Below are 13,582 nucleotides of genomic sequence, written 5' to 3'. Positions count from 1 at the left end.
GGAGAGCTTGAGTAGCCAGGTTAGCAAGATTGCAGACCTGATTCGCTCAGGCGCAGGCTGCGATCGGCGCGCGCGGCGGCCACTTCTGAATGGGTCACAAGCAAGCAGGCTGTGCCTTGCTCGCGCACCTGGGCTAGCAGCAGATCCAGCACCTCGCGGGCGTGGCGGGCATCCAGATTGCCGGTGGGTTCATCGGCCAGGATCAGGGCAGGGCGGTGCACCAGGGCGCGGGCGATGGCCACGCGCTGTAGTTGCCCGCCGGAAAGCTGGCGCGGCATGCGCTGCGCCAGCGAGCCTAGGCCCACGGCATCGAGCATGGCGTGCACGCGCGCCGGGTCGGGCTGCTTCAAGAGCAAAAGCGGCAGGCCCACGTTGTCCGCCACGCTGAGATGCGGCAGCACATGAAAGGCCTGGAACACAAAGCCGAGTTTGGCGCGGCGCAGCAGGGCACGCTGCGCTTCATTCATGGCGCTCAAATCCGCGCCTTCGATCAGAACCCGGCCCTGGCTGGGTTCATCCAGCCCGGCTAGGCAATTCAGGAGCGTGGATTTACCGCTGCCAGATTCGCCCACCAGGGCTAACAATTCACCGCTGCGGATTTGCAGGTCCACGCCGCTGAAGACCGGCGTGTCGCCATAGGCCTTGGCCAAGCCTTGGGCCTGCAGAATCATGCGCGCAGCAAGCGTTGCAAGGCCGCCAGCACATGGAGCTGGGCATGCGCATCGTCACAGGCAATCACCTGGCGCTGCGGCATGCTGCGCAGCCAGGTCAGCTGACGCTTGGCCAGTTGGCGGGTGGCGGCTGTGCCGCGCGCCACCAGGGTGGAGAAATCGCCGCTTTCCAGCGATTCCCAGGTCTGCCGGTAGCCGACGCAGCGCATCGAGGGCAGGTCTGCCGTCAAATCACCGCGGGCACGTAGCGCTTTCACTTCGTCCACCAAGCCGGCGTCCAGCATTTGCGCGAAGCGCTGATCCAGGCGTTTGTGCAGCCAGGCGCGGTCTTGCGGTTCGAGCGACAGCAAGGGCCAGTTGACGCCTTCGCTGCGGCTTTGGTGCAACTCGCTCATGGGCCGGCCGCTCAAAATGTAGACCTCCAGCGCGCGCTGGATGCGTTGCGAATCAGCAGGGGCCAGGCGTGCTGCCGTCACGGGGTCAAGTCTTGCCAGTTCCGCATGCATGGCCGGCCAACCTTGCTGCGCGGCGCGCGCATCCAGCTCGGCACGCAGGGCTTCGTCGGCCTGCGGCATGTCGCTCAAGCCCTCGAACAAAGCTTTGAAGTAAAGCATGGTGCCGCCCACCAGCAAGGGCAGGCGCCCACGGGCCAGGATCTCGTCGGCCAAGCTGCGCGCCGAAGCGACGAACTGCGCGGCCGAATAGGCCTCAGTGGGCTCGATTATGTCGATCAGATGATGCGGAACCAAGGCCTGCTCGGCGGCCGAGGGCTTGGCGGTGCCGATGTCCATGCCACGGTAGACCAGCGCCGAATCGACGCTGATGATCTCCACCGGCAAGACCTCGGCAATCGCCAGCGCTGCCGCCGTTTTGCCGCTACCCGTCGGCCCGGCCAGACACACCGGCCCTCTCATTGGGGTCAGAGTCATTTAATCAAACTTCTCCCAAGGCGTCAGGAAGCGCCATTGGCCCACCGGCAAATTGCCGAGATTGATGCGGCCGATGCGCACGCGCTTGAGGCCCACCACCTTCAGGCCGACCTGCTCGCACATGCGGCGGATTTGGCGCTTGCGGCCTTCGCGCAGCACAAAACGCAGCTGGTCTTCGTTCTGCCAGCTGACCTTGGCCGGCTTGAGCTTCACGCCGTCCAACTCCAGCCCATGCTGAAGCAGGGCCAGATCGGCCGCGGGCAGCAGGCTGCTGGTGTCGATCTTGGGCGCGCCTTCGGCCGGCGCTGCAGGCGCGGACTGGCCGTCACGGCCCTGGTACTCCACCCGCACCAGATACTCTTTTTCGATGATCGAGTCTTCACCGATCAGCAGCTTGGCGATGCGGCCGTCTTGCGTCAGCACCAGCAGGCCGGTGGAGTCGATGTCCAAGCGCCCGGCGGGTGCCAAGCCACGGCTGTGGCCGATGTGGTACTTGATGCCCGAGGGATCTTCGGCCCAGTGGTTGTCGGACTTGATCAGGGTTGCCGCGTTCTCGTAGCCGTCTTCGGCCTGGCCGGAGACATAGCCGATGGGCTTGTTGATCAGGATGGTGACGCGCTTGGCTTGCTCTTTGTTGGCGAGTTGGTCGATCTCGATCTTGGCGTCGGGGCTGACGCGCTGACCCAAAACGGCTAACTTGCCATCCACACGCACCCAGCCGGCGGCGATCCATTCGTCCGCTTCGCGGCGCGAGGCCATGCCCAGCAAGCCCATTTGCTTGGAAAGGCGCAGGCCTTCGCTATTGGCGTCGCTGCGCAAGATGCGCTCGTCGTCGCCATCGTCTTCGTCGTCATCGGCGCTGTCGCCCAGCTGGCGGCGCAGCTTGGCGGCTGCTTCACGCAGATGTTCTGGCAGGTTCTGGCCGGCGCGCTCAGCGGCGCTGGGGCCACGCGGCGTCGGGTTGGCGCGTTGCTGGCCGTAGGCCGGGCGTTGCTCAAAGCGCTGGCCGCCTTGGTTGAAACCGCCGCCACCACCGTCACGGCGGAAGTTGTCGTCTGGGCGCGGGCCGCTGGCGCGGCGCTGGTCCTGACGTTGGTCGCGATTGCCGTCGCGGCGCGGGTCAAACGCCGGGCGCGCGTCACCGCGCGGGCCGGGGTTGAAGCTATTGCCGTCGCGGCGTTGGCCGCCTTGGTCGGCCGGGCCACGATTGTCACGATAGTCACGTGAATCGCGCGAATCCCAATGCCCACGGTTGTCCCGCGGATCAGCCGGCGGGCGGCCGTAGTTGCCCGGGCCCTGGCCTTGATAGCCAGTTTGCTGGCCGTGCTGCGGCCGGCGCTCGTCAAAGCGCGGACGATCGTCCCGCTGGCCATAGCCACCGGCACCGCGTGGGCCGCCGTGGCCCATGCCTTGCGCGGGGCCTTGCAGTCTTTGCGGTCCTTGTGAGTAAGGCCTGTCCTGGCGCTGGCCTTGGTAGCCGCCGGGGCGGCGATCCTCGAAGCGCGGACCCTCATCGCGGGAGGGGTAGCCACCGCCGGACGGACGCCCGTCTCGCTGGGGGTATTGCTCACGCGGGCCGCCATGCGATTGCGGGCCGCGCGGGCCACGTGCGTCACGCTCGTTCGGGCGACCGAAGTTGCCACCACCGGCGCCGCCCTGGGGGCCACGCTGGGCGTAGGGGCCGGATGGAGCACCATCGCCGCCATCACGACGGGCGGGGCGGCGTTCTTCAAAACGCGGACCCTCATCGCGCCCGGGGCGGGCTGGGCGATCACCGCCATGTGATCCGTGCGGACCGTGCGGACGGTGAGAACCATGAGGGCCATCGCTGCGCGGGCCGCCGTGGGGGCGCTGCTGCTCGTACTGCGCCTGGCGCTCCTGGCGTTCCGACTGGGCACGCTCCAGGCTTTGGCGCGGACGCGACAAGCCCTTGCCGCGAATCGGCGCGCGCTTCTCGCCATCGGCATTTCGGGATCTGCTGGAACCGGGCGGGCCTGCATTTTTCTTATTGAGTTTCAAAGTGGCCATCACGCCTCCGGGGTTTCCATCATCACAAAGAACAACATACGCAAAACAACTGAACCAAGAGGTTCAGCGTCCGCGCAAAAACAGGGCATCCAATTCGCGCATGCTCAGTTGGCGCCAGGTGGGTCGACCGTGGTTGCATTGGTCGGCCCGCTCGGTGCGCTCCATATCGCGCAGCAAGGCATTCATTTCATCCAAATTCAATTGCCGATTGGCGCGCACGGCGCCATGGCAGGCCATGGTGGCCAAGATTTCATGCTGGGCGCGCTCAATCGCATGGCTGGCATCGAACTGGCTCAGCTCGGCCAGTACATTGCGCACTAAATCGACCACATCACCGCCGCTCAGTGCGGCCGGGCGGGCGCGCACGGCCAGCATCTTGGCCGACAGCGGGGCCACATCTAAACCCAAACGCTCCAGCGTGGACGCATGGGCTTCCGCCGTGGCGATCTCGGTCGCGGTGGCGGCAAAAGTGACAGGAATCAGCAGGGGCTGAGACTCGATGGCGGCCACCCCCAGGCTGGCCTTGAGGCGCTCATACACCACCCGCTCATGGGCGGCGTGCATATCGACGATCACCAGGCCTTGGGCGTTCTCGGCCAACACGTAAACGCCCTGAATTTGCGCGATGGCGCGGCCCAAGGGCCAGGCATGGTCGGGCAGGGCTGATGCAGCGGCGGTGTTGGTCGCGGGCGCGGCGCTGGTGCCCAGCGATTGCGTGTTCAAACTGCCGCTGAAATCGCGGCCGCCAAACAGGGTGGCGGCTTCGGCCAGGGCCAAGCCGGTTTGCTGTGAGTTGTGAATCGGTGCGCGCCAGTCGCTGGGGGCCTGGTGCTGCAGAGGCGCGCCGTAGGCGGGCGCAGCCGGCTCTTGCACCTGCGGGGCGTTCGCCGCGAACCAGGCGGGCGGGTTGCCAGGGCTCGGGCGCTGGCCCGGCGCGGTAGCGGCCGCCAGTTGGGCGGCTTGCAGATCGGCGGCCGACGGTGTGGCGGCCGCAGGCTCACTGCTGCGCGACAAGGCCAGGGCGTCTTGCACCGCGTAGCGCACTCGTTGGTGGATCTCGCGGCCATCGCGAAAGCGCACTTCGATCTTGGTTGGGTGCACGTTGACATCCACCCGGTCGGGCGCGATGTCGATGAACAGCACATAGCAGGGCTGGCGATGGCCGTGCAGCACATCTTCGTAGGCGGAACGGATGCCGTGGGCGATCAGCTTGTCGCGCACATAGCGGCCGTTCACATAGACGTACTGCATATCGGCCCGGCTACGCGCAGCCTCGGGCAGGCCGGCGCGGCCGTAGATGCGCAGGGGGCCGGTCTCGGCAAACACGGCGCGGCTCTCGGCCATGAATTCTTCGCCCAGCACATCGCGCAGGCGTGCTTCGGAGCTACCGGCGCGCCACTGCTCAACCAGCTTGCCCTCATGCCAGACCGTGAAGCCCACATCCGGCCGGGCCAGGGCGTGGCGGCGTACCGACTCCACGCAATGCGCCAGCTCGGTGGCATCCGTTTTCAAAAACTTGCGTCGTGCCGGCGTGCTGAAGAAGAGTTCGCGCACTTCGACGCTGGTGCCGCGGGCACGCGCAGCCGGCTGCAACTCGCCCGAGCGGGCATCCAGGCGGTGGGCGTGTGGGGCACCTTCGAAGCGGCTCGACACTGCCATCTCGGCCACCGAGGAAATGGCGGCCAGCGCCTCGCCCCGGAAACCCATGGTGGCGACCGATTCCAACTCATCCAGCGAGCGGATCTTGCTGGTGGCATGACGCTTGAGCGCCAGCGGCAGCTCCTCGAAAGGAATGCCCAGGCCGTCGTCTTCCACCACCACGCTGCGCACGCCACCGGCCATCAGCTTGACCTGAATCTGCGAACCGCCAGCATCCAGCGCGTTATCCACCAACTCGCGGACCACAGACGCCGGGCGCTCCACCACCTCGCCGGCGGCGATTTGGCTGATCAGTTCATCGGGAAGTTCGCGGATGGCGCGGCGCGGCTCAGCGGCGGCGGCGGGCGCCCTTTCGGGAGCGCAGGAGGAATTCATGGGGCCGATTGTAGAAGGGCACAGCGGCAAATCGTTTTTTGCGGCCAACGGGTGCCTAGCTTGTTCCAGAGAAATGTGTCGGAATTCTTTACAAACGTTCTTTGATCCATATTCTTATGGATGAAAATCACCTTGAAATCAAGGGATTACATGATCAGGCATGAATAGTGCTTTGTGAAAATCTGTCACCAATTTGCCACTGAGAATAGAAATGACTTTTGCTAAGGCCCTGATCGCCGCCTCCCTTGTTGCCAGCTCTTTGTTCGGCGCTTCCGCCGCTCAGGCTTCCATCGTTCCCTTCGGCGTTAAGAACGACGTAGCTGCGGCTACCGTGACCGATACCTGGGGCTTCACACAGTGCTTCAGCGCCACATACGGCAGCAATGGCCTGAGCACCGCGGGCATGCTGTCGAACTGCAAAGGCGATTACTTGATGATGGGCGCACGCCGCACCGGCAGCAACGTTTTTGAAGTCCTGGCCGCGGCCAATTACGCTGACGTGATCTTCAACACGGGCACCAGCAATACCACCCATAAGGCCAATGGCGTGGGCTGGTACTTCAGCACCAACTATTCCTGGGGCTTTGCGAGCGCCACGGATACCGTTTCGCGCAATAGTTGTGACACAACCGGTACGCAAGAACGTGACCGCTTGTGCTGGCATACCGGGTCTGGTTCGGGCGGATGGCGCGCTGGCAGCTTTACCAACTTGAATAGCGACAATGGCTGGGAAAAGGTCTTGCTGGTTGGCAATGCAGCGCAGAGCAGCAATGTGCCTGAACCCGCCTCCTTGGCCCTGGTGGGTGCCGCCTTGATGGGCCTGGCTTTGGCCCGTAAGCGCAAGGCAAACTAATCAGCTGGCGCCTTGCGCCTGTATTGCCAAGCCCCTGCAGCCCAATCGCTGCGGGGGCTTTTTCATGCGCTGTTCGCGCAACGCGCCGCACAAGCATCGGCTTGCAATCACCTGCCCGCATAATGCGCGCCCATGGAACTCATCAGCTTTCTCATTGACTTCATCGTCCACGTCGATCGGCATATTGCCGATTTTGTTCAGGCCTACGGCATGTGGGTGTATGCCCTGCTGTTCCTGATCGTCTTCGTCGAGACCGGCTTGGTGGTGATGCCCTTTCTGCCGGGCGATTCGCTGCTCTTCGTCGTGGGTACTTTGTGCGGGGCGGGGCTGATGAATTTGCCGCTGGCCATTGCCGTGCTGTTGGTCGCAGCCATTCTGGGCGACCAGTGCAATTACCTGATCGGACGCTACTTTGGCCCCAAGGTATTTCAGTGGGAGCAGTCGCGCTTTTTCAATAAGCGCGCCTTCGACACCGCGCATGAGTTCTACGAGCGCAACGGTGGCATCACTATCGTGATCGCCCGATTCATGCCTTTTGTGCGCACCTTCGCGCCCTTTGTGGCCGGTGTGGCCGCGATGAGCCGGGGCAAGTTCACCGCCTACAACGTCGGTGGCGCCCTGCTGTGGGTGGTGGGCATCACCTCGATCGGCTATGCCTTTGGCAATGTGCCTTGGGTAAAGGGCAATCTGGAAAAAATCATCTGGGCCATGATCATCGTGCCTGGCTTGATTGCCATCGTCGGCGGCTGGCGTGCCAGCCGGCAGAAGAAGCAGGCTGCCTGAGTCTGACAAAGCCGGGTGGGCTTGGGTAGGCCCGCCCCCACACCGGCAGAGCCAAGGTCAGGACAAAGGGCGGTGCCGCGCCAGCGGCGGGTTTTTCGCGAAGTAGCGAGCAATGCCGGTGGCTAGCGCTGCCACCAGCTGGGCCTGATAGTCCGGGTCGCGCAGCTTGGCTTCTTCCTCGGGGTTGGAGATAAAAGCGGTCTCCACCAGGATGGAGGGCACATCCGGCGCCTTCAGCACCGCAAAGCCGGCTTGCTCCACCGCGCGCTTGTGCAGATTGCCGACCCGGCCGATTTGCCCCAGCACTTCGGAGCCAAGCTTGAGACTGTCCTTGATTTGAGCGGCCGTGCTCATGTCCAGCAAGGCTTTCAGCACATGGGCGTCCTTGACGGCGGTGTTGACATTGACCCCGCCGACCAGATCGGCCGCGTTCTCCTTGTTCGCCATCCAACGTGCCGTCTGGCTGCTGGCAGCACCGTCGCTGAGCGCAAACACCGAGGCGCCGCGCGCCTTGGGCGTGACGAAGGCATCAGCGTGGATGGACACAAACAGATCGGCCTGCACCCGGCGCGCCTTGCGCACCCGCTCCTGCAAAGGCACGAAGAAGTCGGCATCGCGGGTCAGCATGACGCGGATATTGGGGTTGCTATTGAGCCGGTCGCGCAACTGCAAGGCGACGGCCAGAACCACATCTTTTTCCCGCAAGCCCGTGGGGCCGATGGCGCCCGGATCTTCGCCGCCATGGCCGGGATCCAGCGCGATGACGATCAGGCGGTCCAGCTTGGCTTGAGCCAGGCTGGTTTCTGCGGCCGTGACGGCGGGTGAGCTGGTGGCCGGGGGCAGAGGCGGCGCGGGCACCGGCGTTTGCACCGGGCCGGTATTGGCCGTAGCCGAGGATGCGGCAGGCGCACTCGGCTTGGCGGGACCGGTGGCGTTGATGCCACCGGGGACCGGCACTGGCACAGGCAGGGGTACGGGCGCCGTCGCCACCGTCACCGCAACCGACTTGGGCTTGTCGATGCGCGCGATCAACTCGCCCAGGGCGTCTTGCACCGATTGGGCGGCGGCTGATTCGGCCTTCTCCTTTTCGCGCACCAGAGCCAGTAGCGGGTCGGTTTCCACCTTGGGGTAAAGATCAAACACCAGGCGGTTTTGGTAGGCCGCCACCGGCGCCAGGGTAAAGATCTGCGGCGCCACCGGCTGCTTCAAGTCCAGCACGATGCGCACCACGCGCGGCCGGTTCTGGCCCACGCGCACACCGGCGATGAAGGGGTCATCTGCCTTGACCTTGCCCAGCAGCTCGCGCAGGCCGGGGCTGAGTTCCAGGCCTTCCACGTCGATCACCAGGCGATCCGGCGCTTCCACCACAAAGTGCTGGGCGGCCAGGGGCTTGTCGGACTCCAGCGTGACCCGTGTGTAAGCGTCGGCAGGCCAGACGCGCACAGCCACGATATTGCTATTGCCACCCGCCGGATGGCTTGCGGCGGCGGGGGCGGGCGCTGGCGTGGGGGCAGGAGCCGGTGCAGGCGCTGGCTTGGTCGCCAGCGGCGCCAAACTGCCATCCGCATTGCCACCCGTCGGTTTGGGCTTGGCCAGCACCTGCGGCGCGCGCATCAGCAAGACCAGGGAGCCCATGGCGCGTAGGGCGGCGCGGCGCTGGCGCTTCATTTCAGGTGAGCGCGTCAAGACCTGACCCCTTGTGTTTGATCGAGTGCGTTCAGCAAGGCCTGGCCCAATTCACTGCCGGCCTGCAAGCGCACCGCGCGGCTATCGTCCTCGTTCACCTCCAGCCAGATCTGCAGGTCGGGCGTGGGCAGCATGCCGGCAGCCTTCTCGGGCCATTCGCTGAGCTTGAGGCCCGGTGCGGCGAAGACATCGCGGAAGCCCGCGTCTTCCCATTCGCGCGGATCGTTGAAACGGTAGAAGTCGAAATGGCTGGCGCAGCCCAATTCGGCGGCCAGCTCATAACTCTCCATCACCGCGTAGCTGGGGCTTTTGATGCGCCCCTCAACGCCTAAGGCTCGCAGCAAGTGGCGCACCAAGCTGGTCTTGCCGGCACCCAGGCTGCCGTGCAGCTCGATGCTGGCATTCATCAGCGCGGGCTGGCGGCGCAAGGCGCCAGCCATTTGCTCGCAAAAGGCTTGGGTGGCGGCCTCATCGGGCCACTGCAGAAGGCGGGTTTCTAGAATGCGCAAATGACGCAAGCTCCACGGACATTGAACGACAAAGAAATGCAGGCCTTGATGGGCCAGCTGCGCGCCTGGGCGCTTGAGTTGGGATTCTCACAGATTGGCGTGGCCGATATTGATTTGTCCAGCGCCGAGCCCGGCTTGCAAGCCTGGCTGAGCGCCGGTTTCCACGGCAGCATGCACTATATGCAAGCCCATGGCCTCAAGCGCGCCCGGCCCGCCGAGCTGGTGCCCGGCACCGTGCGTGTGCTGACCGCGCGCATGGACTATCTGCCTCAGGATAGCCGCAGCGATTGGCAGGCTCTGGAGTGGCAGGGCTTGCGCGATCCACAGCGCGCACAGCTCTCCATCTACGCCCGTGGCCGGGATTATCACAAGGTGCTGCGCAGCCGCTTGCAAAAGCTGGCCGAACGGCTGGGCCAAAGCATTGGCCCCTTTGGCTACCGCGTCTTCACCGATTCGGCGCCGGTGCTGGAGGTGGAGCTGGCCTCGCGCTCCGGCATTGGCTGGCGCGGTAAGCACACCTTGACCCTGCACCGCGAGGCGGGCTCGATGTTCTTTCTGGGTGAGATCTATCTGGATCTGCCGCTGCCGCTGAGCGAGCCCGTGACCGCGCATTGCGGGCAATGCCGCGCTTGCTTGGATGTGTGCCCGACTCAGGCCATCGTTGCGCCCTACCGGGTGGATGCGCGGCGCTGCATCTCCTATTTGACGATTGAGCATGAGGGCGCCATTCCATTGGAGTTGCGGCCGCTGATGGGCAACCGCATCTACGGTTGTGATGATTGCCAGCTGGCCTGCCCCTGGAACAAATTCGCCGCCAAGGCGGTGGTGGCGGATTTTGATGCTCGCCCCGAGTTGGACGGCGCGAGCTTGTTGCAGCTCTGGGCCTGGGATGAGGCGCAATTCCTGCGCCGCACCGAAGGCTCGGCCATCCGCCGCATCGGCCACGCGCGCTGGCAGCGCAATCTGGCGGTGGCCATGGGCAATGCCTTGCGTCAGGGCGAGGACTCCAACCTTCGCGCCGCATTGCAGTCCGCGCGGCCGCAGGCCTCGGCGCTGCTGGCCGAGCATATCGATTGGGCGTTGGCCCAGGCCTGAATGTCCCTGGCTTGGGTTTGCCCGTACCGATGTGTCTCCCGCCTGCGCTAGCATGGCGCCACTGGAGGTTTGACCATGACACGACACGTTTGGAATGCCCGGCTCGGTTGCTTGGCGGTGATGGCTTTGCTGCAGCCCACGCTGCTGTGGGCGCAGCAGGCTTACCCGAGCAAGCCAGTGCGCTTGATCGTGCCTTTTGCACCGGGCGGTACCACCGACATCGTGGCCCGCGTGCTGGCCGAACGCATCAGCGGTCCCCTGGGCCAGCAGATGATTGTGGAGAACAAGGCCGGTGGCGGCGGGCTGGTGGGCGCCAATGACACGGCCAAGGCGGCGCCGGATGGCTACGCCCTAGGCATGGCCACCGTCTCCACCACGGCGGCCAACCCGGCCATCAACCCCAAGATCCCCTACAACCCGCTGACCGACTTCACCCCCATCATCAATTTGGCCGCCACGCCCAATGTGATCGCGGTGCATCCCAGCTTCCCGGCGCGTGACTACGCCGGTTTTGTGGCCGAGTTGAAGAAGAACCCCGCCAAGTACAGTTACGCCAGCTCGGGCACCGGCGGCATTGGGCATTTGCAGATGGAGCTGTACAAAAGCCTGTCCGGCTTGTTCGTGCTGCACATTCCTTACCGTGGCGCAGGGCCGGCCCTGAATGACACGGTGTCGGGCCAGGTGCCGATGATTTTTGACAATCTGCCCTCGGCGCTGCCCTTCATCAAAGATGGCCGCTTGATCGCCATCGTGGTGGCCGCGCCGCAGCGCCTGGCCCAGCTGCCCAATGTGCCCACCTTCAAAGAAGTGGGCCTGGAGCCCGTCAACCGCATGGCCTACTACGGGCTTTACGGCCCCAAGGGCTTGAGCGCGGACGTGGTGGCCAAGGTCAATCAGGCTGCCCGCAAGACCTTGGAAATGCCCGAGGTGAAAAAGCGCATCGAGGACACCGGCTCACTGATCGTGGCGGGCACGCCCGAGCAGTTCTCGGCCCAGATCAAGGCCGAATTTGAGGTCTACAAAAAAGTTGTCGAACAGCAAAAACTCAAGCTCGATTGAACTCAGCCCGTCACGCCAGGCCAGCGAGGCCTGGATTGATGGCTTTGTGGAGGCTCTGTGGCTGGAAGATGGCCTCTCAGCTAACACCCTGGCGGCCTACCGGCGTGACCTGAACTTGCTTGCCGATTGGCTGCAAGCGCATGGCGACAAAAGTCTGGACCAGGCGGTAGAGATCGACCTGCAGGACTACGCCCTGGCCCGGCATGAGGGCGGCAAGACCACCAGCGCCAATCGGCGCCTGAGTGTGTTCAAGCGCTACTTCCGCTGGGCCTTGCGCGAGCAGCGCATCAGCCAGGATCCGACGCTGCGCCTGACTAACGCCAAAGCCGGCCATCGCAATATCAAGCTGATGAGCCAGGCCCAGGTTGAGGCGCTGCTGAACGCCCCCGATATCGACACGGCTCTGGGCCAACGCGACCGCGCCATGCTGGAGCTGATGTATGCCAGCGGCCTGCGCGTGACCGAGTTGGTCACACTCAAAAGCGTGCATGTGGGATTCAAGGAGGCGGTGCTGCGCATCACCGGCAAGGGCAGCAAAGAGCGGCTCGTGCCCTTTGGCGAAGAGGCACACGCCTGGCTGCTGCGCTATCTGCAGCATGCGCGCAGCGAACTGCTGAAGGGCCAAAGCAGCGATGAACTCTTTGTCACCGCCCGCGGCGCAGGCATGACGCGGCAGATGTTCTGGGTGGTGGTGAAAAAGCATGCCCTGGCCGCCGGCATCGCCAGCCCGCTGTCACCGCACACCTTGCGCCACGCCTTTGCCACCCATTTGCTCAACCACGGCGCCGACCTGCGCGTGGTGCAGCTGCTGCTGGGGCACGCTGACCTGTCCACCACGCAGATCTACACCCATGTGGCCCGGGAGCGGCTCAAGCTGATCCACGCCCAACATCATCCGCGCGCCTGATTTCGCCCCGGCTGGAGCCGTGTATTGCGCATGCCAGGACTTGGCAAAGATGCGTTAGCCGGGCAGGGCGGCGACAATGCCGCCCTATGGATCACAGTTTTCTCTCCGCTTTCATTCTGCTTTTGCTGGTTTTGGACCCGCTGGGCAGCCTTCCCATCTTTATTTCCATCATGCGCGAGGTGCCCAAAGAGCGCCGCACGCTGGTGGCTGCCCGCGAGGTGGGTATCGCCTTCGCGGCGCTGTTCGCCTTCATGTTTTTGGGCGGCAGCTTTTTGGAGGTCATGCATTTGTCCGAGCGCTCACTGGAAGTGGCCGGTGGCGTGATCCTCTTGATCATTGCGATCAAGATGATTTTCGGCAGCGCCAGTGAATCGGCCTACGGCCTGGAGCCGGGCAAAGAGCCTTTCATCTTCCCCTTGGCCGTGCCTTTGCTGGCCGGCCCTTCGGCGATGGCGACTGTGCTGCTGCTGGCCTCGCGTCAACCTGAGCGCATCTTTGACTGGATTGGCGCTTTGACCGCGGCCATGTTGGTCTCGGGCTTGACCCTGCTGGTGGCCGATCGCATTCGCAAGATCTTGGGTGACTCGGTGGTTTCGGCCATCGAGAAGTTGATGGGCTTGGTGCTGACCGCGATTGCCGTCGAAATGATCTTGGCGGGCTTGAAGCGCTACTTCATCGGCGGCCTGTAAGCCGCCGCCAAGTCAAACGCCAGTTGAATCTCACGATACGAAACCACCATTTCATATCGTGAATTCAAGTGATGCTGCAGTGCGACATTTTTTCTCATGATGGTGAATTGCATTTCACGATCAGAAATTTTTAAATTAAGTTATTGATTTTATTGGGAAATAAATTCAGTCTTATATAAGACATAAGTCTTCACATGCGGAGCCAAGAGGACTAATCTTGAGTCACAGCGACGGGATCGCAAACGCCAGCAAAACAGCCTCAACAGGCAGGACAGCAGGCCCAGCGATTCAGCCCTTCCGGACAACCGAAAGCGCACGGCGCCATGAGTTTTGATCTAC

General features: G+C 64.0%; 12 protein-coding genes. 6 read left to right on the top strand and 6 right to left on the bottom strand.

The window, feature by feature from the left end; genetic code table 11:
• Window positions 1–20: 20 nt before the first annotated feature.
• From AT984_RS08485 to mutL, 4 genes are all read right to left on the bottom strand, one after another.
• Complete coding sequence (locus AT984_RS08485) at window positions 21–671, bottom strand: ABC transporter ATP-binding protein (protein ID WP_197418283.1); 651 nt, start codon at window positions 669–671, stop codon at window positions 21–23.
• Window positions 668–1,600: a tRNA (adenosine(37)-N6)-dimethylallyltransferase MiaA gene (gene miaA / locus AT984_RS08480; protein WP_058719723.1), complete on the bottom strand. Its 933-nt coding sequence runs from the start codon at window positions 1,598–1,600 to the stop codon at window positions 668–670. Before miaA ends, AT984_RS08485 begins: the two co-directional genes overlap by 4 nt.
• Window positions 1,601–3,628, bottom strand: coding sequence for a pseudouridine synthase (locus tag AT984_RS08475; RefSeq protein ID WP_156421951.1), 2,028 nt, complete (start codon window positions 3,626–3,628; stop codon window positions 1,601–1,603). It lies immediately after the preceding gene.
• 63 nt (window positions 3,629–3,691) lie between these two features.
• Window positions 3,692–5,662 carry a DNA mismatch repair endonuclease MutL gene (gene mutL / locus AT984_RS08465; RefSeq protein ID WP_058719720.1) on the bottom strand — a complete coding sequence of 657 codons (1,971 nt, stop codon included), beginning with the start codon at window positions 5,660–5,662 and terminating at the stop codon, window positions 3,692–3,694.
• A gap of 211 nt (window positions 5,663–5,873) precedes the next feature.
• Here mutL and AT984_RS08460 point away from each other — a divergent pair, with 211 nt between their 5' ends.
• Together AT984_RS08460 and AT984_RS08455 are read left to right on the top strand one after the other, a co-directional pair.
• Complete coding sequence (locus AT984_RS08460; RefSeq protein WP_058719719.1) at window positions 5,874–6,515, top strand: PEP-CTERM sorting domain-containing protein; 642 nt, start codon at window positions 5,874–5,876, stop codon at window positions 6,513–6,515.
• A 132-nt stretch (window positions 6,516–6,647) separates the two neighbouring features.
• On the top strand, window positions 6,648–7,298 hold the full coding sequence (locus AT984_RS08455) for a DedA family protein (RefSeq protein WP_058719718.1): 651 nt from the start codon (window positions 6,648–6,650) through the stop codon (window positions 7,296–7,298).
• Window positions 7,299–7,355: 57 nt separating this feature from the next.
• Here AT984_RS08455 and AT984_RS08450 read toward each other — a convergent pair whose 3' ends face one another.
• Window positions 7,356–8,966 (bottom strand): N-acetylmuramoyl-L-alanine amidase, encoded by a 1,611-nt coding sequence (locus AT984_RS08450; protein ID WP_058719717.1) that lies wholly within the window; start codon window positions 8,964–8,966, stop codon window positions 7,356–7,358.
• A gap of 14 nt (window positions 8,967–8,980) precedes the next feature.
• Window positions 8,981–9,493 (bottom strand): tRNA (adenosine(37)-N6)-threonylcarbamoyltransferase complex ATPase subunit type 1 TsaE, encoded by a 513-nt coding sequence (gene tsaE, locus AT984_RS08445; RefSeq protein ID WP_257721175.1) that lies wholly within the window; start codon window positions 9,491–9,493, stop codon window positions 8,981–8,983.
• 48 nt (window positions 9,494–9,541) lie between these two features.
• On the opposite strand from tsaE, the gene queG reads away from it, so the two are divergent.
• The 4 genes from queG (at window position 9,542) to AT984_RS08425 (ending at window position 13,243) form a co-directional block, all read left to right on the top strand.
• Window positions 9,542–10,588, top strand: a complete 1,047-nt coding sequence (queG, locus tag AT984_RS08440) for a tRNA epoxyqueuosine(34) reductase QueG (RefSeq protein ID WP_082680313.1) — start codon at window positions 9,542–9,544, stop codon at window positions 10,586–10,588.
• Window positions 10,589–10,708: 120 nt separating this feature from the next.
• On the top strand, window positions 10,709–11,647 hold the full coding sequence (locus tag AT984_RS08435) for a tripartite tricarboxylate transporter substrate binding protein BugE (RefSeq protein WP_231741742.1): 939 nt from the start codon (window positions 10,709–10,711) through the stop codon (window positions 11,645–11,647).
• Window positions 11,616–12,554: a site-specific tyrosine recombinase XerD gene (gene xerD, locus AT984_RS08430; RefSeq protein WP_442952171.1), complete on the top strand. Its 939-nt coding sequence runs from the start codon at window positions 11,616–11,618 to the stop codon at window positions 12,552–12,554. The genes AT984_RS08435 and xerD overlap by 32 nt, the downstream gene beginning before the upstream one ends.
• A gap of 86 nt (window positions 12,555–12,640) precedes the next feature.
• Window positions 12,641–13,243, top strand: a complete 603-nt coding sequence (locus AT984_RS08425; RefSeq protein ID WP_058719713.1) for a MarC family protein — start codon at window positions 12,641–12,643, stop codon at window positions 13,241–13,243.
• The last annotated feature ends 339 nt before the right edge of the window (window positions 13,244–13,582 follow it).

The organism is Paucibacter sp. KCTC 42545 (assembly GCF_001477625.1).
Lineage (GTDB): Bacteria > Pseudomonadota > Gammaproteobacteria > Burkholderiales > Burkholderiaceae_C > Paucibacter_A.
This window is presented reverse-complemented; position numbering and strand designations above follow the sequence as displayed.